General features: G+C 55.4%; 15 protein-coding genes. 6 read left to right on the forward strand and 9 right to left on the reverse strand.

Going from position 1 to position 23,789, the window contains the following annotated elements:
* Positions 1–99: 99 nt before the first annotated feature.
* A complete protein-coding gene (locus AABB92_RS12730) occupies positions 100–8,652 on the reverse strand; it encodes a glycoside hydrolase family 94 protein (RefSeq protein WP_052720654.1) in 8,553 nt (2,850 codons plus the stop codon).
* 300 nt (positions 8,653–8,952) lie between these two features.
* Between AABB92_RS12730 and AABB92_RS12735 the strand changes: the two genes are divergently transcribed.
* The gene (locus AABB92_RS12735; protein WP_238585868.1) at positions 8,953–9,108 is read left to right on the forward strand and encodes a YnfU family zinc-binding protein; all 156 of its coding nucleotides are present in this window, start codon (positions 8,953–8,955) and stop codon (positions 9,106–9,108) included.
* Between the two features lie 183 nt (positions 9,109–9,291).
* On the opposite strand, the gene AABB92_RS12740 is transcribed toward AABB92_RS12735, so the two are convergent.
* From AABB92_RS12740 to AABB92_RS12775, 8 genes are all read right to left on the reverse strand, one after another.
* The gene (locus AABB92_RS12740) at positions 9,292–9,564 is read right to left on the reverse strand and encodes a hypothetical protein (protein WP_046289470.1); all 273 of its coding nucleotides are present in this window, start codon (positions 9,562–9,564) and stop codon (positions 9,292–9,294) included.
* A gap of 1,587 nt (positions 9,565–11,151) precedes the next feature.
* The gene (gene fucP / locus AABB92_RS12745; RefSeq protein WP_031374933.1) at positions 11,152–12,390 is read right to left on the reverse strand and encodes an L-fucose:H+ symporter permease; all 1,239 of its coding nucleotides are present in this window, start codon (positions 12,388–12,390) and stop codon (positions 11,152–11,154) included.
* Between the two features lie 114 nt (positions 12,391–12,504).
* Positions 12,505–12,849: an L-rhamnose mutarotase gene (locus tag AABB92_RS12750; RefSeq protein ID WP_031374932.1), complete on the reverse strand. Its 345-nt coding sequence runs from the start codon at positions 12,847–12,849 to the stop codon at positions 12,505–12,507.
* The gene (locus AABB92_RS12755) at positions 12,846–13,622 is read right to left on the reverse strand and encodes an L-fucose dehydrogenase (protein WP_031374931.1); all 777 of its coding nucleotides are present in this window, start codon (positions 13,620–13,622) and stop codon (positions 12,846–12,848) included. Before AABB92_RS12755 ends, AABB92_RS12750 begins: the two co-directional genes overlap by 4 nt.
* Positions 13,600–14,460 carry an amidohydrolase family protein gene (locus tag AABB92_RS12760; RefSeq protein WP_031374930.1) on the reverse strand — a complete coding sequence of 287 codons (861 nt, stop codon included), beginning with the start codon at positions 14,458–14,460 and terminating at the stop codon, positions 13,600–13,602. The genes AABB92_RS12755 and AABB92_RS12760 overlap by 23 nt, the downstream gene beginning before the upstream one ends.
* 19 nt (positions 14,461–14,479) lie before the next feature.
* Entirely contained in the window at positions 14,480–15,757 is a 1,278-nt protein-coding gene (locus AABB92_RS12765; RefSeq protein WP_031374929.1) for an L-fuconate dehydratase, read from the reverse strand.
* Positions 15,758–15,783: 26 nt separating this feature from the next.
* Positions 15,784–16,626 carry a fumarylacetoacetate hydrolase family protein gene (locus tag AABB92_RS12770; RefSeq protein ID WP_031374928.1) on the reverse strand — a complete coding sequence of 281 codons (843 nt, stop codon included), beginning with the start codon at positions 16,624–16,626 and terminating at the stop codon, positions 15,784–15,786.
* Between the two features lie 50 nt (positions 16,627–16,676).
* A complete protein-coding gene (locus tag AABB92_RS12775; RefSeq protein ID WP_031374927.1) occupies positions 16,677–17,417 on the reverse strand; it encodes an SDR family oxidoreductase in 741 nt (246 codons plus the stop codon).
* Between the two features lie 223 nt (positions 17,418–17,640).
* Between AABB92_RS12775 and AABB92_RS12780 the strand changes: the two genes are divergently transcribed.
* The 5 genes from AABB92_RS12780 to AABB92_RS12800 all read left to right on the forward strand — a co-directional run bounded on the left by AABB92_RS12780 (position 17,641) and on the right by AABB92_RS12800 (position 23,787).
* Positions 17,641–18,402 (forward strand): FadR/GntR family transcriptional regulator, encoded by a 762-nt coding sequence (locus AABB92_RS12780; RefSeq protein WP_031374926.1) that lies wholly within the window; start codon positions 17,641–17,643, stop codon positions 18,400–18,402.
* A 254-nt stretch (positions 18,403–18,656) separates the two neighbouring features.
* Positions 18,657–19,409 (forward strand): NAD-dependent epimerase/dehydratase family protein, encoded by a 753-nt coding sequence (locus AABB92_RS12785; RefSeq protein WP_031374925.1) that lies wholly within the window; start codon positions 18,657–18,659, stop codon positions 19,407–19,409.
* Positions 19,410–19,773: 364 nt separating this feature from the next.
* Positions 19,774–20,757: a DUF1852 domain-containing protein gene (locus AABB92_RS12790; RefSeq protein ID WP_031374923.1), complete on the forward strand. Its 984-nt coding sequence runs from the start codon at positions 19,774–19,776 to the stop codon at positions 20,755–20,757.
* 26 nt (positions 20,758–20,783) lie between these two features.
* A complete protein-coding gene (locus tag AABB92_RS12795) occupies positions 20,784–21,815 on the forward strand; it encodes a methionine synthase (protein ID WP_031374922.1) in 1,032 nt (343 codons plus the stop codon).
* Between the two features lie 970 nt (positions 21,816–22,785).
* Complete coding sequence (locus tag AABB92_RS12800; protein ID WP_082097632.1) at positions 22,786–23,787, forward strand: lysozyme inhibitor LprI family protein; 1,002 nt, start codon at positions 22,786–22,788, stop codon at positions 23,785–23,787.
* Positions 23,788–23,789 lie beyond the last annotated feature (2 nt).

Genomic DNA, 23,789 nt, shown 5'->3' on the forward strand with positions numbered 1-23,789 from the left:
GAATTGTCCGCAGCCGTGACGGACTGCGGACAACGCCTTAAATACCGTTAATCCACCCGCTTTGATTCAGGCCTTTTCGGCTGGCAGCTGAACCACCACCTAATGCACTTTTTGCTGGCTCTCCAGCACTATTTCATCGCCGTCACACTGCTCACCATCCAGCCACAGCTGCCATTCGCCGTCACCGCGTGACACGGTGATGTTATAGATGCCATCTCCTTCACGGTAGACCACCTTTACCTCGCGCCAGCCAGCGGGAAGCCGGGGGCGGACAGAGAGGCGCGCGCCGCGTCGGGTGATCCCAAGCAGGCTTTCGGTAATCAGCTGGTAAGCCCAGCCGGAAGAGCCGGTGTACCAGGTCCAGCCGCCGCGCCCGCTGTGACCTTCTGCCGCATAGACGTCCGCGGCCATCACGTAGGGTTCAACTTTGTAGATCGCCGAACGCTGCTGATCGCTGCTGTGATTAACCGGATTAATCATCGAGAACAGCGACCAGGCACGTTCGGTTTCGCCGCGTGCCGCAAAGGCCATGATCGCCCACAGCGCACCGTGCGTGTACTGCCCGCCATTTTCGCGCACCCCAGGCAAGTAGCCGCGAATGTAGCCCGGATTAGGGCCTGCGCCATCGAAAGGCGGCGTCAGCAGTTTAATCAGCCCGTTCTGCTGATCGACCAGATGCCGGAACAGCGCATCCATCGCGGACTGGCTTTTGGCAGCGTCACCCGCCCCGGACAATACCGACCAGCTCTGGGCAATCGCGTCGATGCGGCATTCCGGATCAACGTGAGAGCCAAGCGTCTGACCGCTGTCAAAGAATCCGCGCAGATACCATTCACCATCCCAGGCCGCACCGTTGAGCGCGGTTTTAAGATCCTGCGCATGGCGCTGACACAGCCCGGCAGTCTGATTGTCACCGACCCGAACCGCCAGCGCGGCGAAACGGGACAGCACCGTATAAAGGAAAAAGCCGAGCCAGACGCTTTCCCCTTTGCCGGCAATTCCGACCGTGCTCATGCCGTCATTCCAGTCGCCCGATCCCATCAGCGGTAAACCGTGCTGACCAAAGCGCAGGGCGTGTTTCACCGCACGAACCGCATGCTGCCACAGCGTTTCACTGACCTTGCTGATGCCGGGCAGCTCATACACCGATTCTTCATCCGCCGCCAGTAAGCGGCCTTCGAGATAACTGACAGGCTGTGACAGCAGCGCTATATCCTCAGTCGCCTGCACGTAGTGGCACAGCGCATAGGGGAGCCAGAGATAGTCGTCGGAGCAGCGGGTTCTGACGCCGCGGCCGCCAGGTGGATGCCACCAGTGCTGAACGTCGCCCTCAATAAACTGCCTCGAGGCGCACAGCAACAGCTGATCGCGCAGACGCTGCGGTGCCGCATGGGTCAGCGCCAGCGTATCCTGTAGCTGATCGCGGAAACCGTAAGCTCCGCCGGACTGGTAATAACCGCTGCGCGCCAGTAAGCGACTGGCCAGCGTCTGATACAGCAGCCAGCCGTTGGCCAGCAGATCCACCGCCGGATCAGGCGTTTGAATCTGTACTTTAGTCAGCACGCTTTGCCAGTAGCGTTTTACCTTTGCCAGCTCATTGCTGGCCTGTTCGGCTGACAACAGCTGTTGCATCAGCGTGATTGCTGCCGCTTCATCCTCACCCACGCCAAGGGCAAAAACAAAGCTGCGGCTGTCACCGTCTATCAGCGTAGTCAGCGTCTGCAGCGCGGCACAGGGATCCAGCCCGGCGCCGGTATTGCCCGACAGGCCGCGAAAATTCATCATGGCTGGCTGCCGCGTGGTGCCGTTACGGCCCAGGCACTCCAGCCTGTTGCCGCTATGGGCAATCTGCGTGCCGGTAACGGCGAAAAAGGCGGTGCGCGCTGAACCCGCGCTGTTATAGAAGTTTTTAGCCAGCACCGCATTACCGCTACCCAGGGTGGCAGCCGAGGTCACCACGTGCTGCGCCGATCGGCTCGCCAGCTCACCCAGAACCCATTCGACGTAGCCGGTGATCGACAAATTACGGGTCCGTCCCGACTGGTTACTCAGCGTCAGCAGTGACAGCCTGACCGGCGCCTGTTCAGCCATGAATACCGTTAAGGTGCTGCTGATGCCCTGCTCCGTGTGTTCAAAACAGCTGTAACCGAAGCCGTGACGGGTCAGGTAATCGCCTGTTCCCCGGATCGGCAGAGGCGTGGGCGACCAGACATCGCCGCTCTCTTCATCACGTAAATAGAGCGCTTCACCACTGCTATCACTCACCGGATCGTTGTGCCACGGCGTCAGGCGATATTCATGCGCGTTTTCATACCAGCTATAGGCCTGGCCACTTTCAGAGATAACGCTGCCTGACTGGCTGTTAGCCAGCACGTTACTCCACGGTGCGGGCGTCTGCTGCTGACCGGAAAGAATGATCTGATATTCACTGCCGTCGGCGCTAAAGCCGCCGCTACCGTTGAAAAACTGCAACCCATCCGGGGAAAAGCGTACCGCCGCCGGTTCAGGCGTTTTGCTGCTGGCGATAAACGGATAAGCGGGCGGCATGCGTAGCGGTTTCAACAGCGCGCTGAGCTGATCGGCCAGGCTGCCATCGCGGCCTTCCAGCACCACGGCTGCCACGCTCAGCAACAGCCGCAAATCTTCTGCGGAGAAACTTTCACTCTTCCGAATAAAGATCCCGCCGGGCTTGTCGACCTGTTGTCGCTCTTCGCCCGCCGGGATCAGGGTGGTGAGCTGGTTGTAGAGGTTCTGCTGGTAGCCGCCCTGATCGCTGTTCATGATTATCAGGTCGATCGTCAGGCCTTTCTGACGCCAGTACTGATGCGCCTGGATAACCGTGGTGATCAAATCAAGCTGGTCGTTGTTCCCGATACGTACCAGCAGAATCGGCAGATCACCTGAGATCGCATGACGCCATAAGGACGCCTGACCCAGCCGGTTTTGCAGCAGATTACTGAGATCGCCACGCATCTCGGCGGAAGGGAACAGCAGCGCACTGGCCAGCTGATTAAACAGGCCGGTATCTTCCGTGCGGATATTCAGCTGACGCAGCGCTACCTGACTGTGCGACCAGGCCAGTTCGAACACCCGATCGGCGCTGATATGGTTACGGTACTTCTCGATCAGCGCAACCGTGGTGTCGCGCTGCGGCGTCACGCCATAAAGCATATCGATGGTGACCGCTTCACCGGCTTTGAGACCGACGGTCTGGCGAATCGACAGTAGCGGGTCCAGTACCGCGCCCTGATGACCGGTCAGCTCCCCGCCAGGCGTCAGTGCCTGCGGATTGGCACGGCTATTGCCCCGTCCGAGGAAGCGGGCCCGGTCGGTTTCATAGGAAGTTTCACGGTCGGTATTGCCATGGATCGCCATCGCATGAAACATCCACGCCGTCACTTCCTGCTCTTCTCGCGGCCGGCGATGCGCCAGAATCGCTTCCAGCCCCGGCAAAATTTCTGTCTGTACAAAAAGGTTACTGAAGGCGGGATGGGCCAGATCGCTGGCGGGCGGTGCCAGCACCACTTCGGCATAGCTGGTGATATCGAACCGGCGCGGCTGACGGGAACGATTAGTGACGGTTATCCGTCTGATCTCGACATCATCTTCCGGCGAGACCACGATGTGGGTATGGATGCTGAACGTGGTGCCCGCGGCGTCAAACTCAATACCGGCATCATTGAAGCGGGCCTTATAGTCGGGTCGTGCACAGCAGGTGGGCTGATAGCTGTGGCTGATGACGTCGCCGGAATGATGGTCGGTGACATAGCAGAACGTGCCGTACTGATTACGGGTGCCGTCTGCCCGCCAGCGGGTCAGCGCCAGCCCCTTCCACAGGCTGTAGCCCGCGCCGGAGTGGGTCACCATCAGATGATAATTGGCATTGGAAAGCAGCTGAAGCTGTGGCTGGCGCGGATCGGAACCGCTGAACTCACGCTGGTCGGGCACGCTACGCTGCAGTTTGTTATCGACCGTCTCGTCGAAGCTGCGGCGCGGAGTGTACAGCTCGATATCATCCGGCACTTTTTCCTGCAGCAGCAGGCGCGACGACTGAAACAGCGCGCTGGACATGAAGCGGGCCACCATCGGCGCGCCCAGCAGCAGGTGCGACAGCGCCAGAAATCCCATCGCCTGATGATGGGCCATATAGGATTTGACCAGGGTAAATGGCTGGCCGGGAGCCAGCCGATCGGCGGTGAAATCCAGCGCCTCGTAATAGCCATATTCACCTTTTGCGCCCATCACTTTCAGCCTGAGCAGGTTATCGGTCGCCTCCTGCGGCAGTACCATCAGCGCCAGCAGCGTGGCGTAAGGCGCAACCACCAGGTCATCATTCAGGCCGCGTTTTAACCCTAATTCGGGCGTGCCGAATGCCCGGTACTGATAGTTATGATTCACGTCAAAGGCGGCATAACCGGATTCCGACACTCCCCACGGCGTACCGGTCGTTTTCGCGGAACGGATCTGCTGCCTGACCGCCGATAACGCCATCTTTTCCAGCAGCGTATCGGGGTAGACCGGCATCACCAGATGCGGCATCAGATATTCAAACATCGAGCCGCTCCACGACATCACGGCGGGCTGATTATCCAGCCGGGTAAAGAGGCGACCCAGCACAAACCAGCTTTTGGCCGGCAGCTGATTGGCGGAGATGGCGAAATAGTGGGTCAGCCGCACTTCTGACGGGAACAGGTCATATTTGCTGGCGTCGAGCAGACCGCTGTCGATGTTGTAGCCCACGCTGAGCAACGACGTGGCCGGAAAATATAAGAAGCGGAAGTCCATGCTGGCGTGATCGCTAAGACGGCTGTCCAGCTCCAGCAGCGCGGCCATCCGCTCACGGGCGGCCCACACCACCGGATCGCTCTGTTGCCGGGTCAGTCCAGGGCGATGCTGACTTAATTCAGCCAGCCACAGCAGGGACGGCATCTCAGCCGGGAAAGGTGCCTGCGGTGTGACCCAGCTGAAAAAGCGACGCCACTCCTGGGCGAAGTCATCGAGCTGCTGGTGGAACAGGGCAGGCCAGTTGATGCGGCCTGTCGGTTGATAGCGCTGTTGTAGCTCGGCACTCAGCGGTAGCAGCGCCTCCAGTTCGGATAACAGGTTAGCGGGTGAGGCGTGTGCCATCGCCCGTAGCCGGGCGTCGATGTTAGCCAGCAGGTCGTGCTGGTGCGTACCGAGCTGCGCCTGGAGCAGTAAAAACGTGTCACGCAGACCGTCCAGCATGGCTGTCGGGGCGATCACCGGCTGATATTTCCACTGCGCCAGCCCGGCCTGTAGCGTGACCAGGTGAGCCGCCATGTTGCCGCTGTCCACGCTGGAGACATAGCGTGGATTGAGCGGCTGTAACGTCTGGGTGTCATACCAGTTATACAGATGGCCGCGGAAATGCTCCATCCGGTCAAGGGTATCGAGGGTGGCAAGCGATCGCCTGATCACCTGATCCTGACTGACGTAGCCAAAATCCCATGCGGTCAGGTTAGCCAGCAGCGACAGCCCGATATTGGTGGGTGAGGTGCGGTGCGCTATCCGCATCTGCGGGATTTCCTGCAGATTATCCGGTGGCAGATGGTTGTTCTCGTCACCGGCAAATTCACTGAACCACGCCCAGGTTTCGCGGGCGGTGCGGCGCAGAAAACCCTGTTGTGCGGCTGACAGCGCGATCCGCTTCGGCGCAACAGGCTGGCTCATGCGGCTGAGCAGCGCCGGGGTTATGGTCCAGAGTAACCCCAGCGCCAGTGCCAGATGGATCAACGCGGGCATCGACAGCCCGGTCAGCAGCACCAGCGCCACGCCTGCCAGTGGGTTAATCCACATGCAGCGGTAAAAATAGCGTAAATCGTGGGCGGCGGAGGGAGTTGCAGAGGCGCTCTTCCACTCGTTAAGGTAGCGATGGCTGATGTTCAGACGCCACAGGGTGACGATGATCGCTTTCAGCGACCAGTAGCTTTCGTGCGGCAGCACGGCCAGCGCCAGGCCAGCACGGGAGATGCGGTTAAACGCATCGGTAAACAGGATCTGCAGGTGCTGACGCCAGGCGCGTTTTTTACTTTTGGTCACGCCATCAATGATCAGCGCTGGCACGCCAGGCAGCAGCAGAAACAGCATAATGCCGGCGGCCCAGAAGGCCGGATTCGGCACCAGGGTACAGAGCATAAACACCAGCGACAACAGGGCAGGCGCGACCAGACTGCGGCGCAGGTTATCGATTAACTTCCAGCGGGACAGCGGGCTGAGCGGGTTTTTCTGCCGGTGACCATCCTCCAGCCGGACCTGCGGCCGCAGCCAGTTCAGCAGCTGCCAGTCACCTCTTACCCAGCGAAACCGCCGGGCGACATCACTCAGGTAATTCGCCGGATATTGCTCATAGAGCACCACGTTACTGACCACACCGGAGCGGGCGTAACAGCCTTCCAGCAGATCGTGACTCAGTACCAGGTTTTCCGGACAGGTATTACGGGTGGCACGCGAGAAAGCCGCCACATCGTAAATGCCTTTACCGACAAACGATCCTTCGCCAAACAGATCCTGATAAATATCTGAGGAGAGCGAGGAGTAAGCATCATTACCCGGCACGCTGCTGCACAGCCTGGCATAGCGGCCCTGACCGTGAACCGGGATCTCCTCGGCCAGCCGGGGCTGAAGGATGGCATAACCTTCAACCACCCGGTTTAACTGCGTATCAAACACTGGCGCATTCAGCGGATGCGCCATCACGCCAATCAGTTTATGTGCAGTCTCGCGCGGCAGGATGGTGTCGCTGTCGAGCGTAATGACGTATCTGACGCCGTGCAGCTGCGCCTGGGTCGCTCCCGCCGTCACGCTGAAACTATTATCTTCTCCCTGCAGCCAGCGGTTCAGCGCATGGATTTTGCCGCGTTTACGTTCATAACCCATCCAGACGCCCTGCGAAATATTATGGGTACGATCGCGGTGCAGCAGTGAAAACAGCGCGCTCTCTGCGGCACTGCCGTTGTAGCGGCGATTCAGCGCGTCGGTTTTCAGTACCGCATAACGGATAAGCTCCGCATCATGAATATGATTCTGTTCAGCGCTGTCGGTAAAGTCGGTCAGTAAGGCAAAACGGATATTGGCTAAGGCGTTGCCGAGATAACAGATCTCCAGTGAGCGAAGCAGCGCGTCGGTGGCCGCGTTGCTGCTCAGCAAACAGGGGATCACCACCAGCGTCTGATGGTGCGGCGGTATCGCCTTAGCGTAATCGAGACGCGGCAGCGGAAGCGGATGGCGGGTTCGGGTGGTGAGTTCGCTCAGCAGCTGTAACGCCAGCTGACTGCTAACGATAATGGTCGGCAGCACCAGCAGCCAGAGTAACGACCCGATGCCGGCCTGCTGGGTGCTGACCAGCATCTCAGCGCTGAATGCGGTGGTCAGCAGCAGCAGGCTGCCCAGCCAGGAGAGTAAAGGTGTCTGGCTGAGATGCTGGCGGCTCTTATTCAGCCACGTGACGTTAACCTGAAGCCGCTGTTCAAGCTGAAGATAGCCTTTATCCAGCAGGAAGTAGCCGACATGCTGCTGACGCAGGGGAAGTCCGGGCTGGCTGGCCAGATCCAGCACCGTCCGGGCCACTTGCCGCTCATCGAACCGACTGTGCCGCGCCAGACGTTCAATAACGTGGCGGTAATCATCGCGACTGTCGAAGTGCATCAGAGGATAAGTGCCGGCCGGGTCCTGCTGGAGAATAGCTTCAACCTGGCTGACCGACTCAACAAAGGCCTGCCAGTCAATCTCGCCCAGCTGGCGCAGGCCGGTGATACTGTTGCTGACCGACAGCTGACTCAGTGCCAGCTGGCGGTTGAACTGTTCAATTACCTCTGAGGTTTTGCGGCCGCTGTTTTCGAGCTGTTGCTCAACCCAGGTTAAGGCGAGCGTATTGTTCTGGCCGCTTAGCCGGCGTTCAAGTTCAGCCACGAAAGCGCCGGAAATCTGTGGGTTCTGACGGGCCATATCGGCGATGACGAGGATCACTTTTGAGCTGTCTTTGGCGGCGGTGGCCAGTATATCGGTGATCCATTCTTCAGCTTTATTACGTTCCTGATGCACCCTGGCGACCTCTGCCGCAATCCGCGCCAGATTATTGATCAGCGCAAAGCGCAACATGGCGGGCATCGCCCACAGTTCGCCGAGCAGCAGCGGGGTGACACGCTGATAGGCGGCGATAAACGGCAGCAGCACGCTGGTTTCAAGCCGGCCATCGCTGTGCTTGATCATCTCTTCGGCGATCGCCTGAATGCGCAGGTAATGCGCCGATTGTTCCAGCATCGGTAATCCTTTACCGAACTTTGCCGGTAACAGGTGTCGTACCAGCCGGATTTGCTCTTCAATGATGTAGAAATTATCCAGCAGCCAGACGGCGGCCGGTGTCTGGCTGCGTTTATCGCCCTCGCTGAGGATCTCAGCGCTCTGCGTCAGTGACAGCTCGTTATCCGCCAGCTGCTGTAGCAGCCGGTAGGACCATTTACCGCTCGACAGCTGGTGTGTTTTTGCTAATTTCTCGCCGTAGTTATCCATTTGTTCAGCAGAAAAAATATCGGGCCGCTGGGCCTGATAAATACCTTCTGGCGGGAATAGCGGAAAATGATCGGCTGGCAATTCGCTTTCCCGACTGAACCACGTCGTCAGATTTATTTTCACATTTATTTCCTTGCGCTCGCGCAGGTTCTGGGTCCGAAAAAAAAGAAAGGGTGAGAAAAAGGAAGAGGGCGCCACAGGTGATAGCAGATTCCGATAGGTTAATTATAGTCTTGTTTGCACCTTTGGCACCGATGTTAATAAAACCGGCGTGCTGCTGACGATGATCAGAAAATAAAAACAGAAAAATAAAAAGGCAGACTTGTCCGGATGTTAACTTTATTTAACCAGCGGTGACTTATATAAAAAGCTAATTATTTCGCGCTGTGCTACGCTGATTGCCCCACTTCAGAGGATACGGACATGACCTGGTTAAGCTTTCTTTTCGACGCCTTGCACAACAACGAAACGAATACGCAGTGCCCGGTGTGTAAGAAGTTCTCCCGGCAGTTGATCGCGAAAAAGAACAAAGGTCAGGCCGTGCTGTGTCCGCACTGTAAGTCACTGTTCATCATTTAGAAAGTACAAAAAAGCAGCCGGGATTAACGGCTCACGCAATCGGACGGCAACCTGCAATCGCCGCCCTGACTGGCGGGGTCGTTATATTTTTAATTATCATATTTATAACTATCAATGGATTGCGAAGTTCAGGTTTCGCCTTTCCTGCCGCCGCGGGTTAAATTCAACCCTGACAATTTCTGATTAACGCTCATATTCAATGAAATAGCGCTGGGATTCACGCTTCTCCACGAACTCGAACGGGGAGGGCGTAATGACATGCTGGCCCGAACGCCAGACATCATTAATTCGTTCAATAGTGTCGCCTTCCCGTAACGGAAACGTTGTGCTGACGCGTAACACCGCTGTGGTGCCATTTTCAAAATCGACCTCGTAAAGTGCAATATTTCTGGCGGGTAGAATCGTTCTTGCATGAATAATTCTGCCGTGCAGTTCACTACAGGCTGATTTTTTCATGATAAACCTCTCATCGATTCATGTGCTTAATCCATCGCAGGAAGATTTATTCCCTCTCTCCTTTTTTCTGGCATCAATTAAGCGGGCTGATATAAATTAATCCGTAACGATCAATATAGCTGTTCTGGCAAAAATAAATGAGAGCTTCAGCGTATCCGTAATGATAAAAAAGAACGGCAGAAAGGCGGAGTTTTAAAATTAATGTGACCTGTAGCCCAGACTGCTGCAATAAATCGCCAGCCGTACATCAATACGTAATGCATCAGGTTCAGTTTTTCTGGCTGTGCGAATCAATCATCCACTCGCGGCAGTTGTTCGGTGGTTGTGCTGCGTATCAGGGCCGCATGCTAAGCCGGCGGCAGCTAATGTGCCCTGAATGCGGTTAATAGAGCCACGCCATAAAGACCCATTCCTGATGAGACTTTAGCGGGCGTAGCTAAATTAAAACTACTGCTCCGGGTGCCTCCCGGTGAGCTATCAGGGGTCAAAATAGCCCGTGACAGATGACACACAACGAATGACTCGTCAGACCCTTTACACCCCGCCGCGCAGGGGGATTAGCAGCAACGCTGGCACCATAACATTTAACATCTTTTGTTAAAATTCAATCTTTTCTCTTTCAGAATAGCGCAAGGCTACTGTAAGGAATCTTTCAACCGCTGGTTGTAAAGCGGGTAGCCATAATCGGTTAGTTTACTACCACTTAATGCCGACTTGCGCCGGTTCAGCATCTCTGACGCAGCGTAATGGCGCATCTTTGTCACGGATTTCGCTCATTATCCTGTTACGCTGCGGACCGTAAAGGCTGAACGCGTCAGCGATGCTGGCTAAGGCCGCAGTTAGCCCGGCACTGGTGGTGTGGTAAAGCCGCAGCTTGCAGCACGACAATGATCCAGGCGAAGCCACAGTTCGCCTCGCGCCAGTGCCATGGCTAAGCCGCAGCTTTCTGCGCGTCAGTCTCCTGGCTAAGCGTAAATCAGTACCGTCAGCAATCAGCCCCGCAAACCTGCAGAAATGGAGCTATAAATGGGCTCAATAGTATCGCACGCTACATTATTTAATTGTAAAAGATTGTGCGCTATTTACATTGGCGCGATATGTGTTAATTTAGCGCTAACGATGGTTAAGCGACCCTCGGAGAAAGCACGTTTATTTGCCCTGGCTGCTGCTGGCCGGGCTTTTTTTTGTCCGAAATCCGGCCAACGTACAACAATCGGTTTATTCGCAGAGTGACGAAGCGCGCTCACTTCAGCGGACAACTCCCGACGCACTCTATCAGCCCGCAGCGGCAGCCAGCCTTAACGTGAGCAGCGACCCAAACGGTACGCACAGTGCATGGCTGTTTTTCAGTCTGAGCCAATGCCGCAGATCCCCTCTCACACCATGCACTGTCCGATGACGCGATGGTCATCACGGCTGCAATGCGTCGAGGCTGGAAAGGGGCGTTTCATCGGGGCGAGCATCGCCGGGACCGGCGAGTCATTCAGCAGAAGAGAGCATCAGCATGCTGCTTTCAGTTCAGAAATAAACCGGCGTGAACAGACAACCCGCCTGTTCACGCCGTTGTTTTATTCAGCGGGCAGTGACTCAGTGGCCGGCGTTTGCTCTTTGCTTAAGCGCATACACTAATACCACTGCAAAGCAGATCATCGGCAGCGCGTAGGAAACGGCCGTGGTGTAATGATCGGCGATGGCGCCCATCATATAGGGCATCACTGCGCCTCCGACAATCGCCATGATCATCACTGAACTGGCCCGTTTGGTTTGCTTGCCCATGTTTTTCACGCCCATGGCAAAAATGGTCGGGAACATAATCGACATAAAGAAGAATATCGCGACCAGGGCAATCACGGAGACATTGTCGATACCGGCAACCACCACGGCGCACAGCACGATATTGATAATGGCATAAGCCACCAGCAGGGTAGCCGGGCGGATAAAACCCATCAGCCAGGTACTGAAGAAACGGCCAACCATAAAGCTGATCATGCCCACCGACAGCAGATAAGAGGCATTCTGGTTCGACAGCGTATGCCAGTGCTCGGTGGTGTAGTTGATAAAGAAAGCGCCAACCCCAACCTGGGCGGCGACGTAAAAGAACTGGGCAATCACGCCGCCGGTAAAGTGACCATGCTGCCATAATCCTTTCGTAATGCCCTGGTCTGCATCAGTGCTCTGCTCACGAATATCCGGCAACTTCGTCCGTCCGAACAGGAAGGCAATCAGCAGCACTAAAAAAGCAATCGCGACGTAGGTGGTTTTCACTGACGAGAGCCCGTCAGCGGTGGTGCTTTGTGTGGAGGAAAAGAACAGCGAGCCGCCAATCACCGGACCAATAAACTGCCCTAAGCCGTTAAACGACTGTGACAGATTCAGACGGCGTTCTGCGCCAGCCGGATCGCCCAGTACGGTGGCAAACGGGTTTGCGGCAGTTTCGAGACACCCCAGCCCGAGAGCGATCACAAACAGCGCGAACAGAAACAGGCTAAAGCTGCCCGCTGAGGCGGCCGGAACAAACAGCAGTGCGCCCACCGCATACAAACATAATCCGACCAGGATGCCGGCTTTATAGCCGAAGCGATCCATGAAAAATCCGGCCGGCAGGGCAATGATGAAATAGGCACCAAAATAGGCGGCCTGTAACAGCCCGGACTGCGCCTTATTAACGTGTAATACCTCCTGGAAATGCTTATTCAGCACATCCAGCAGCCCGTAGGATAATCCCCACAGGAAAAACAGCGTGGTGACCAGAATAAACGCCAGACGGAAACCGGACGTGGTTTTGCGCGCCGCATAGGCCGGAGCAGCAGTTTTATTGGCGAACATAGTGTATTCCTCAGTATCTGGTGGTGCCTGCAGGAGTAGGGTCAGCTCGGATGGCTGGTTTTTTTATGTCAGATAACGTGAAAAACGGTCAGCTCTCTGGAATAACGAGAGGCACTACGGCTGTTCTGTCAGTGAAAATATGCGCGTCATTTCAACCCACTTTTCCCCGGCGGCTGTCCACGGGGTGGGGCGCTGATATTTCCACATCAGGGCTTCCCACTCGCAGACTTTCGGGTCTTCAAGGCTGCGACGTTCGAACAGCGCGCGGTCAAAGTCGTCCGTGGTTTCGATCACCATCATCAGCCGGTTACCCAGCCGGTAAATTTCCATCTCTGCAATGCCGTAGCGACGCAGGTGCGCGGTAATTTCCGGCCAGATCTGCTGGTGATAGCGTTGATACTCTGCGATAAGACGCGGATCGTCGCTAAGATCCAGCGCCTGGCAATAGCGGCGCGTCATGTCAGCGCCCGATCAAGATGGGTGTAACCGCCATCGACGGTCAGCCACTGTCCCGTGGTGTGCGACGCGCGTGAAGAGAGCAGAAAGACCACCGTATTGGCGATCTCCTGCGGCGTGGTCATGCGCTGCCCGAGCGGAATATGTGAGGTGATTTTTTGCAGTTTCTCTTCGTGGTGATCGAAACTTTGAATCCAGCGCGCATAGAGCGGCGTCATCACTTCAGCCGGGATAACCGCATTCACGCGGATGCCCTCGTCCAGCAGGGCCGCCGCCCATTCACGGGTCAGCGCCAGAATGCCGCCTTTGGCCGAGGCATAGCCGCTGGTATTGCCCTGACCGGTTAACGCGGTTTTCGAACTGATATTCACGATCGCTCCCCGGCTGGCACGCAGCGCATTCAGGCACAGATGCGCCATCAGGTAGTAGTGAATCAGATTCTGTTCGAGTGACTGCACAAAGGCGGCGCGTCCGGCGTCCAGCCCAACGTTGTCATTGGCCCCGGCGTTGTTCACCAGGCCGTCAATCGAGGAGTAACGGGTCAGGATCTGATCGAGCGCGGCCTTGCAGCTCACTTCATCACGCAGTTCGGCGAGCACAAAGCTGGCCTGCGGCGAGAGTTGTTGCAGCTTATGCATCAGCTCATTCGCCGGTTCGGTATTGCTGACGATCACCGGAATGGCGCCTTCTTCGGCCAGCGTCAGTGAGATCGCTTCACCAATACCGGAACCGCCGCCGGTGACGATTACCACTTTATTTTGCAGATACAGATTCATCGTGTGTTTCCTGTAATCGATAAAGAGAGCAGGCATTGCCGCCATAAATGGCTGCCTGTTCGGCGGCACTGAGTTTTGCAATGGCCGGTTGCCAGAGTTGCCATGGATTTTCATCGGCACCTGCCAGCAGCGAAACCGGCCAGTCGGAGCCGAACATCAGCCGTTCGCTGCCGAAAATCTCCAGTGCAGCATCAAAAAAAGGCAGCAAATCGTCGGCTGAGAGGCCCGCTGGTCGTGGCTCGGTCAGCAGACCGGAGAGCTTACAGCTGACATGTTTCAGCGCCTTCAGCGGCGCAACCTGCTGCTTCCAGTGGCTGGCCCCCAGCGTCAGATCGGGCTTACCGAAGTGATCGAGCACCAGAAAATGCTGGTCATGGCGCTGCGCGAACTCAACGGCTTCGGCCAGATGGTGATGCGTCACCAGCAGTTCATAGAGATATTCCCGCTGCTGAAGCTGGCGAATCCCGGCGTTGATGGCCGGATCGGCCAGCCAGTGCGCCGGATAAGGCTCGTCCTGAACCGGATGGCGAAAACCGCGCAACAATGGATGGGCTAACCTTTCCAGCTGTTGCGGCAGATCGGCGTCGCGCAGATCGAGCCAGCCGGTCACCGCCGCGACAAAATCGGTCTGGCCGGCAATATCCAGCAGCCAGCGGGTTTCCTCCAGGCTGCATCTTGCCTGCACCAGAACCGTTTTCTGCACATCGTGGCGCTGCAGGATCGGCCGCAGCGTCTGCGGCAGAAAGTCCTGTTTCAGCAAACCCATGTCATCGTTGATCCAGCGGTAATCCTGCGCCGTGTAGCGCCAGAAATGCTGGTGGCTGTCGACTCGCATCATAGGCATTCTCCTTTGCGGCTCAGGCGTGGTAGCGATATTTTTCGATCGACGCCTGATGCATTTCGATGGAGAAGCCGGGCGATTTGGGCGGCATGTAGGCTGCACCGCGGATCTCGCAGGGATCGACAAAATGCTCATGAAGGTGGTCAACATATTCGATAACCCGGCCTTCATGGGTTCCGGCGATGCAGAGATAATCGATCATCGAAAGGTGCTGCACGTACTCGCATAACCCGACTCCGCCGGCATGCGGGCAGACCGGCAGGTTATATTTGGCCGCCATCAGCATCACCGCCAGCACTTCGTTGATGCCGCCCATGCGGCAGGCGTCAATCTGCACCACGTCAATCGCTTCACGCATGATGAACTGCTTAAACATGATGCGGTTCTGGCACATCTCGCCGGTGGCGACCTTGACCGGCGCAACACCCTGCCGAATGGTGCGATGGCCTTCGATATCATCCGGACTGGTCGGTTCTTCGATAAACCAGGGATCGGCAAACGCCAGCGCATTCACCCACGGAATGGCATCGCGGGTTTCCCACACCTGATTGGCGTCGATCATCAGCTTGCGGTCCGGACCGATCACTTCGCGGGCAATCCGCACCCGGCGAATGTCATCTTCGAGGTCTCGTCCGACCTTCAGCTTCAGGTAATCGAAACCGGCATCCACCGCCTGCTGACACAGACGGCGCAGCTTGTCGTCGGGATAGCCCAGCCAGCCGGCCGAGGTGGTGTAGCAGGGGTAACCTTCCGCCAGCAGTTTTTCGAGACGCTGTGCTTTGTTGTCGGCCCGCTGTTGCATCAGCGTCAGCGCCTCCTGCGGAGTAATGCAGTCGGTGATGTAGCGAAAATCGATGCAGCGCACCAGCTCTTCCGGCGTCATATCCGCCACCAGCTGCCACACCGGTTTGCCGACCGCCTTACTCCATAAATCCCATACCGCATTGACCACTGCACCGGTCGCCAGATGAATGGCACCTTTATCCGGGCCAATCCAGCGCAGCTGGCTGTCGCTGGTGAAATCCCGCCAGAATTTCCCCATATCGGCGGTGATATCCGCCAGTTGGCGGCCAACGATCAGATGCTGCAGTGCACCAATCGCGGCACAACAGATTTCGTTACCGCGCCCGATAGTGAAGGTCAGGCCATGCCCCCGCAGCGCCGGATGGTCGGTTTCCAGAATCACATACGCCGCCGAGTAGTCGGGATCGGGATTCATCGCATCCGAGCCATCCATCGTCAGCGACGTCGGGAAGCGCACATCCTCTACACGTAAAGCCGTAATCGTCGTCATCGAACATTCCTTTCGCTGTAATGAGGCTATGCCTGTACCGTCTTCTGACGCTGTTCACCCAGACCTTCAATTCCAAGATGCATAACCTGACCGGCTTTCAGATACAGCGGCGGTTTTTGTCCCAGACCGACGCCCGGCGGTGTACCGGTAGAGATAATGTCGCCAGGTTGCAGGCTCATAAAACGACTGAGATAACTGATGATTTCGGGAATGCGGAAAATCATGGTGCGGGTATTGCCGTTCTGATAACGCGTGCCATCCACTTCCAGCCACAGGTTCAGCTGATGTGGATCGGGGATTTCATCGGCGGTAACCAGCCACGGACCAATCGGACCAAAGGTGTCGCAGCCTTTGCCTTTGTCCCAGGTTCCGCCGCGCTCAATCTGAAACTCCCGTTCAGAGACGTCGTTAATCACGCAGTAACCCGCGACGTGCGCCATGGCGTCGGCTTCGCTGATATAGCGGCCGCCGGTGCCGATTACCACGCCCAGCTCAACCTCCCAGTCGGTTTTCACTGAATCACGCGGGATTTCGACGTCATCGTTCGGGCCGACAATGGCGCTGGTCCACTTGCTGAAGACCACCGGTTCTTTCGGAATTTCAGCCCCGGTTTCCGCCGCGTGATCGGCGTAGTTCAGGCCGATACAGATAAACTTCCCGCTTCTGGCAACGCACGCGCCGAGGCGGGGTTCACCGCTTACCAGCGGCAGGCTGTGCGGATCGAGCTGGCGTAATGCGTCCAGCGTGGCCGGTTGCAGGGTATCGCCATCGATGTCGGTGACGTGAGCGCTGAGATCGCGCAGTTTTCCGTTGCTGTCCAGTAGCCCAGGGCGTTCGGATCCTGCATTGCCGTATCGTAGTAGTTTCATCGATCACTATCCTTCTGTGAAAAAGTCAGGGAAGCAGAGCGGCTGCGGGATCAGTTACTCCAGCCGCCGTCAATAATCTGCACCGTGCCGGTGGTGTAGGAACTGGCATCAGAGGCGAGATAGAGCGCCAGCTGGGCAATCTCCTCGGTTTTACCAATACGGCCAATCGGCTGGCGGGCAACAAACGCCGCATAAACCTCCGCTTCGCTGCGTCCTTCGGCCAGGGCCTGAGCGGCAATGCGCTGGCGCAGGGAAGGCGATTCCACCGTGCCGGGGCAAATCGCATTACAGCGGATGCCGCGGGTAATGTAATCTGCCGCCACCGAGCGGGTCAGGCCAATCACAGCCGCTTTGGAGGCGCTGTAGGCAAAGCGGTTTGGTACGCCTTTGATGCTGGAGGCGACCGACGACATGTTGATCACCGAGCCGTGGTTGCGTTCCAGCATCGCCGGCAGGAAAGCGCGGATCATGCGGAACATCGCGGTGACATTGAGATCCAGCGCGAACTGCCATTCGCTTTCGCTGCAGCTGAGTATGTCGCCGCTGTGAACCACACCGGCGCAGTTAAACAGCACATCGAGCGGACCGGTTGTTTCTGCCAGCGCGGCAATCGCCTGGGGATCGGTAACGTCGAGATGTTGTGCCGTAATACCCGGTATCTGCTGTAACGCGCTGATATTGATATCTGTGGCAATCACCTCTGCACCTTCGCGGGCAAACAGTGCAGCGGTGGTAAAACCGATACCCTGTCCTGCGGCGGTAATCAGTACTTTTTTCCCTGCCAGGTTCATGGCAACTCCCGCTAAAATGTCATTTTATAGGTCTAATGGTCAGGCCATTAGAGGCGAAAAAAATGCGTTAAAACCAGTGCTTTTTGCTAAGATGTCCAGCAAGCTACTGCTTAAAACGCCATTTCGGTTAACCAATTTTTTACATGCATAAAACAAAGCAGCAAGATTTTTGTCTGGAAAATGCTAGCTGAATCACTTAATGAGAATTGACCTCAGGTGTCCGATGCCGATAAAAAGATTAGAAAACCCAAGGATTTACAGGCAGATAGCTGACCAGCTAAAAACATTAATTGATAATAAAGAGTTTCCACCCGGCAGCCGACTGCCAGCCGAACGTGAATTAGCCAGTCTGTTGCAGGTCAGTCGCGCGTCGGTGCGGGAAGCGTTGATCGCGCTTGAAGTGATTGGGCTGGTGGATGTGCGGGTCGGTAACGGCGTGATTGTGCGTCAGCCGCCAGCCTTACCGGCTGCGCCTTCGCAGGAACCGGTGATGTCGCAGGCGGGCCGCAATCAGTGGGCTGACGTCGATGATGAGCTGAACATCGAACTGGATTTTACCGCTGAGCTGCCGCCATTTTCGCTGTTACAGACCCGCCGGTTGATCGAACCTGAAACGGCTGCCCTGGCGGCAAGAAACGCCACGGATGAAGAACTTACTGCGATCAGGCAGGCATACGAGCAAAACTGCTATGATAATCGCAATGGCTCGGCAACCCATCCAGGCGACCGCCTGTTCCATATCCGCATTGCCCAGGCCAGCGGCAATCCAGCCTATGCGTTTATCATTGGTCACCTGCTCGGCCACCGTTACGGCACCATGTTCCGCAGCTTACAACTCCACTACACCCCACAGGACATGCCGCACCGTTCTGAGATCGAACATCTCGGGATTCTGAATGCGCTGGAAGCGCGTGACAGCCGTGCCGCGAAGAAGGCGATGAAAGAGCATCTGGATGCGGTGATTAAGATTTTCGGCCAGGGGTAAAACAGCCATCAGTCTCTCCGCCGTGACAGCGCGTTGATGTTATCCGTTGTCTGCGGCAGAGCGGTTTTTGAAGCGGGATAATCAAGCCCGCCATCCCGCTGCATGAGCGCTTGCGGGCCAGCTTGCGCATTCAGGATTTGCGCCGATCTGTCGGCGGTTCACGATTGATGGTGAGCTGTCGCAGCACTTCAGCGTCACGACTTTTTATCTGCGTTTGATCACCATCCGATTCGATTAATCAAGGAACCGAGAGAATGCCAGACCGCAAAAAGATCCTGCTTACCGGTGCCAGTGGCCGCATTGGCCGCACCTGCTTCAGCGCCCTGAGTGAAGCCTATGATTTCATCCTGACCGATCTGACGCTGCCGGATGATGAAATCCCCTCGCCGCATCGGTTTATCGCCGCCGATCTTTCACAACCGGGCGCGGCGGCAACGCTGCTGGCCACCGCGCAGCCTGATGCAATCGTACATCTGGCCGGTATCCCGCATGCCGATGCCCTCTTTGAACAGCTGCTGCCTGCAAATATTGTTGCCGTAACCTGGCTGCTTGAAGCGGCGGCTGACTCCACCTGTGGGCGTTTTGTTTTTGCCAGCAGCGCCCAGACCATTGAGGGTTATCCGGTTGATGTGCAGATCCAGCCGGGAATGGCAGTGGCACCGGCTAATCTGTATGGCGTCACCAAGTGCTACGGCGAGGCGCTCTGTTCTTTTTATGCCAGCCAGCACCGCCTTTCCTGTGTTGCGCTCAGAATCGGGGCCTTTGAACCTAAACAGGCCGGCGTGCTGAAAAATGCCCGCGACTACAGCGCGTGGCTGAGCCCGCAGGATGCGGTCAGGCTGATAACCTGCGCGATTGAGGCGGAAAATATCGGTTTCTTTATCGGCTATGGAATTTCAGATAATCGGTTTAAGCGTTTTGACCTCACCGCGACCCGTGAGGTACTCGGTTATCAACCGATGGATGACGCCTTCCGGGAATTCGGCACGGCATCGCTTAACTTCTGACGGAATAGTTCTCATAACGTCAAACTGCGTTGAAATCGCCGGCTCGTGTCTGAGGGAAGGATGAACAGGCAGAGACGATATTGATGCAGGCAGGGCTGATGCGCTTCAGGCAGCGGGACCCCAAAGCGGCTGTCGGATGCCTGCCACCGCTGTAACACCTGATCTTCATTCTGATAACTGATCATGAACATCTCTCATGTTCGGTGAAATTAAATCACTTTTCCTCACACTCCGACTGAGGCATAAAGGATGCATTGTTAATATCAATTGATAATATGAAGAGTCGCCAGCGGTGCGCAATTAATCGCCGCTTCGATGCGCGATTCTCATATTTTGAATCAGACGATCAGGGTGCCAGATTGCGATGAATAATGCGTTTACATTTACTCTTAAAAGTCTGCGTTTCGACGAGAATTATAATCCGTCTGAAAATACGCGCATCACCACTAACTTTGCCAATTTAGCCCGGGGTGAAAAGCGTCAGGATAATTTACGCAACGCCCTGGTCATGATTGATAACCGTTTTAACTCGCTGGCGAACTGGGATAATCCGAAAGGCGATCGTTATTCTGTTGAGCTGGAAATTATCTCAGTGGAGTTGGCTATTAATGCGCAGGGCCGTAATGATGCCTTCCCGGTGATTGAGGTTTTAAAAACCCATATCATTGATCATCACACCCAACAACGCTTTGAAGGTATTGTCGGCAATAACTTCTCTTCGTATGTGCGCGATTATGATTTCAGCGTGGTGTTGCCGGCACACAATAAAAACAGAAGCGAATTCAGTACGCCAGAAAATTATGGCGTTCTGCATGGCAATATCTTCAAAAGCTTTGTTAACTCTGCGGCATATAAAGAGAAATTCAGTAAGTCGCCGGTGATATGCCTGAGCGTCTCCAGTAAAAATACCTATCACCGCACCGGTAACCATCATCCGGTGCTGGGTGTTGAATATGCCCAGAATGAAACCTCGCTGACCGATGACTATTTCGCGAAGATGGGGCTGAGAGCGCGTTATTTCATGCCGCGTAACAGCGTTGCGCCGCTGGCTTTTTATTTTCAGGGTGATCTGCTGCACGATTACAGCAACCTGGAACTGATTAGCACCATCAGCACCATGGAAACATTTCAGAAAATATACCGGCCTGAAATCTACAATGCCAATTCAGCGGCGGGCAACGTCTATCAACCGAGCCTGACGCATCAGGATTATTCATTAACGCGAATTGTTTACGATCGAGAAGAGCGCAGCCAGCTGGCGGTTGAGCAGGGTAAATTCACTGAAGAACTTTTCATTAAGCCCTGGCAGACACTTCTTGAGCAATGGTTTGCCCAGCCCGTTGTTTGAACCATCCAAATAAAAGGTTATTTATTATGAACACATTATTACCGACATCGACTGCTGGCAGTTTACCTAAACCTTCATGGCTGGCCCAACCTGAGACGCTGTGGTCGCCGTGGAAATTGCAGGGTGACGAATTAGCTGAGGGCAAACTTGATGCGCTGCGTATCAGCCTGGCAGATCAGCTGCATTCCGGTATCGATATTGTCAGTGATGGTGAGCAAACACGTCAGCATTTTGTCACCACCTTTATTGAACACCTCAGCGGTGTCGATTTTGAAAAACGTCAGATCGTGAAAATTCGCGATCGTTATGATGCGAGCGTGCCTTCAGTGGTCGGTGAGGTTGCCCGCCTGAAGCCGGTATTTGTTGAAGACGCCCGGTTTTTACGCCAGCTGACCAGCCATCCGATTAAATGGGCGCTGCCCGGTCCGATGACGATGATTGATACGCTTTATGACGGTCACTACAAAAGTCGCGAAAAACTCGCCTGGGAATTTGCCAAAATTCTCAATCAGGAAGCCAGAGAATTAGAGGCGGCCGGCGTCGATATCATCCAGTTTGATGAGCCAGCCTTTAACGTCTTCTTCGATGAAGTCAACGACTGGGGTATTGCCGCGTTAGAGAGAGCGGTTGAAGGGCTTAAATGTGAAACTGCTGTCCACATTTGTTACGGCTACGGGATTAAAGCCAACACCGACTGGAAGAAGACGCTCGGCACCGAGTGGCGGCAGTATGAAGAGGTGTTCCCTAAGCTGCAGAAATCAGCTATCGACATCATCTCGCTGGAGTGCCAGAACTCGCGCGTACCGATGGATCTGATTGAACTGATCCGCGGCAAAAAGGTGATGGTGGGGGCAATTGACGTGGCAACCAACGCGGTTGAAACCGCCGAACAGGTCGCCGATACCCTGCGTAAAGCGCTGCAATTCGTTGATGCCGACAAACTTTATCCATCGACCAACTGTGGCATGGTGCCGTTATCCCGTCAGGTCGCCAGCGGCAAACTGGCTGCATTAAGCGCGGGCGCGGACATCGTGCGCCGGGAGATTCTCGGCAAATAATCCCCTTAAGCGCAGATGAAAAGGCTCAGTCCGGACCGTTTAATCCGGCCGGTTTTCGGAGATCTTCCGGACTGAGTTCATCCGAATCTGCGCCGTTTTAGCGGCTGTAAAAAGGGTCTTCTGCAAAACTCTTCTGCAAAATCAATTGTTTTCACCAGCCGCCGCTTCCCTCCCTGAACGCGTTTCCTTTATCTGTCATTTCCTCTCTGTTATGACCCAGCCTCGTCCGGCTATCGACAGCCTGTTTATGCTAAAGCCGTTCAGCAGCTGAACGCTGTTGATGGAAGGTTGGCGCTGCGCCTGTTTCGCTGCTCAGGTCTGTAGCCTGACCGGCGGCCATACTCTGCTGCCTTAGGAAATGAGGTCACCGGGTCGCCTGTTTCCGTCTCAGCCCGCGAATTTAACAGTGCAGTGACAAGGGAAGGGTATTCCGCGCACCGGTTTTTCCTGCTGCAGATGTAGATGGCTCTGCCGGATATCGGAAATCTTCATTTTTGTGATATCGCTGATACGCTGGCCGGCAAGTCATTTCAGCAACATGGCGCGCTGCAAATAATCAGCATAGGTCGCGCAGTGATATATTTTTCGCATTATTTCTCTATCCAGTCGGCTGCGTCTGATTCGGACGTTAAGCGCGCGGCCTGGAAGTGCCGGCTTAAAGCCGGAACTGGCTTTCCCGGTGCTCGGAGGTTTTCTGACCAAAGCCACAGCAATATTGCGGAAGCAATATTCCGGGCAGGCTACGCCATGATAAATTTATTCTGTTCAATAAAATGCGAAAATATTACTGTTCGCTGTTTATTATCATGCGCTCATTTCTCTACACGCTTTATTAATTGCAACATAATAAAAATGTTGTTTAACATTTCATTTATCTTTCACTGTTATATCGCGACTAATCAGGGTTTATATTGCAATGGAGGTTTTCATTCGCGACAATATCCGCCTTTTTGGCTAAAAGTTGAATAATATGTCGCCGGGACTTTTTAGAGTTTTGTTTTTACTGATGGTATTTTTCAGCGCAAGCGCCCTGGCGGTGAACTGCCAGCGCGCGGTCACGCCTCTGGAAAATACCATCTGCAATAATGATAACCTGCACTGGCTGGATAGCACGTTGATGGTCGTTTACCACCAGGCGTTGCAGCAGGAAGGTGTGGAAGACAGTAATAAAAAATATGACGACTGGGGAAAGCTGCTGAAGAAATGTACCTCCGATAACTGTATCGAACGGGCGTACTACGCCGGTATCAGTGCGTTATCCGACACCAATCGCGATTTCAAATGGGAAGGGAAATGGTGGAACATGCTGGCGCCAAATATGAGCGGTGGGGTGATCCAGTTCAGCCGAAACGCACAGTGGAGTGCGACGCTGGACATCCGCGCCTGGGCGGGCCTGAACCGGGACGAATTTACCGCCGAAGCACGCCGGTTCTACGGTATGCTCGCCGTGGATAATATCGCCGAGACCAGTAACTGTAAGCTGCTGCTGATCCCAAAAAAAGACGGCTCATTACAGGTTTACAGTAACTCAGACTGGGGTTGCCGATTATCCATGCCTGCAGGCGTATTTCTGGATGGGGCTTATCAACTCTCCGAAACCGATCCGCGACCTAAACCCACGCTGCTGTCGTTAGGGATATTCGCGGATGCGGTGCTGGATGAAAAATTCCGTCAGCTGGTGGGCGACGATTACCAGAACTTCGTCAACAGCGCGAACGTGTATATCTACCAGGATGATATCGATAATATCGGAGCGCGCGTGTTGTCGATGTGGGTACAGGGCGCCGCGAACAGCAGAACGGCCATCATTATGTATACGCCGAAGGGAGAAATCTGGGCCGGAAGGATCTCCCCGGCCAAAGGCGGCGGACTGGAACTGCATTACTACAGCACCGACGGAAGCGACCAGCGCAAAATGCCACGTACGCTGGCCAGCTGGAAATTACGTTTTCTGGATAACCAGACCCGCTGACA

The organism is Pantoea brenneri (assembly GCF_038594305.1).
GTDB lineage: Bacteria > Pseudomonadota > Gammaproteobacteria > Enterobacterales > Enterobacteriaceae > Pantoea > Pantoea brenneri.

Coding starts and splice junctions, on each gene's coding strand:
- AABB92_RS12735 (WP_238585868.1), top strand. CDS start 8,953: ATGACCTGGTTAAGCTTTCTTTTCGACGCCTTGCACAACAACGAAACG.
- AABB92_RS12740 (WP_046289470.1), bottom strand. CDS start 9,564: ATGAAAAAATCAGCCTGTAGTGAACTGCACGGCAGAATTATTCATGCA.
- fucP (WP_031374933.1), bottom strand. CDS start 12,390: ATGTTCGCCAATAAAACTGCTGCTCCGGCCTATGCGGCGCGCAAAACC.
- AABB92_RS12750 (WP_031374932.1), bottom strand. CDS start 12,849: ATGACGCGCCGCTATTGCCAGGCGCTGGATCTTAGCGACGATCCGCGT.
- AABB92_RS12755 (WP_031374931.1), bottom strand. CDS start 13,622: ATGAATCTGTATCTGCAAAATAAAGTGGTAATCGTCACCGGCGGCGGT.
- AABB92_RS12760 (WP_031374930.1), bottom strand. CDS start 14,460: ATGATGCGAGTCGACAGCCACCAGCATTTCTGGCGCTACACGGCGCAG.
- AABB92_RS12765 (WP_031374929.1), bottom strand. CDS start 15,757: ATGACGACGATTACGGCTTTACGTGTAGAGGATGTGCGCTTCCCGACG.
- AABB92_RS12770 (WP_031374928.1), bottom strand. CDS start 16,626: ATGAAACTACTACGATACGGCAATGCAGGATCCGAACGCCCTGGGCTA.
- AABB92_RS12775 (WP_031374927.1), bottom strand. CDS start 17,417: ATGAACCTGGCAGGGAAAAAAGTACTGATTACCGCCGCAGGACAGGGT.
- AABB92_RS12780 (WP_031374926.1), top strand. CDS start 17,641: ATGCCGATAAAAAGATTAGAAAACCCAAGGATTTACAGGCAGATAGCT.
- AABB92_RS12785 (WP_031374925.1), top strand. CDS start 18,657: ATGCCAGACCGCAAAAAGATCCTGCTTACCGGTGCCAGTGGCCGCATT.
- AABB92_RS12790 (WP_031374923.1), top strand. CDS start 19,774: ATGAATAATGCGTTTACATTTACTCTTAAAAGTCTGCGTTTCGACGAG.
- AABB92_RS12795 (WP_031374922.1), top strand. CDS start 20,784: ATGAACACATTATTACCGACATCGACTGCTGGCAGTTTACCTAAACCT.
- AABB92_RS12800 (WP_082097632.1), top strand. CDS start 22,786: ATGTCGCCGGGACTTTTTAGAGTTTTGTTTTTACTGATGGTATTTTTC.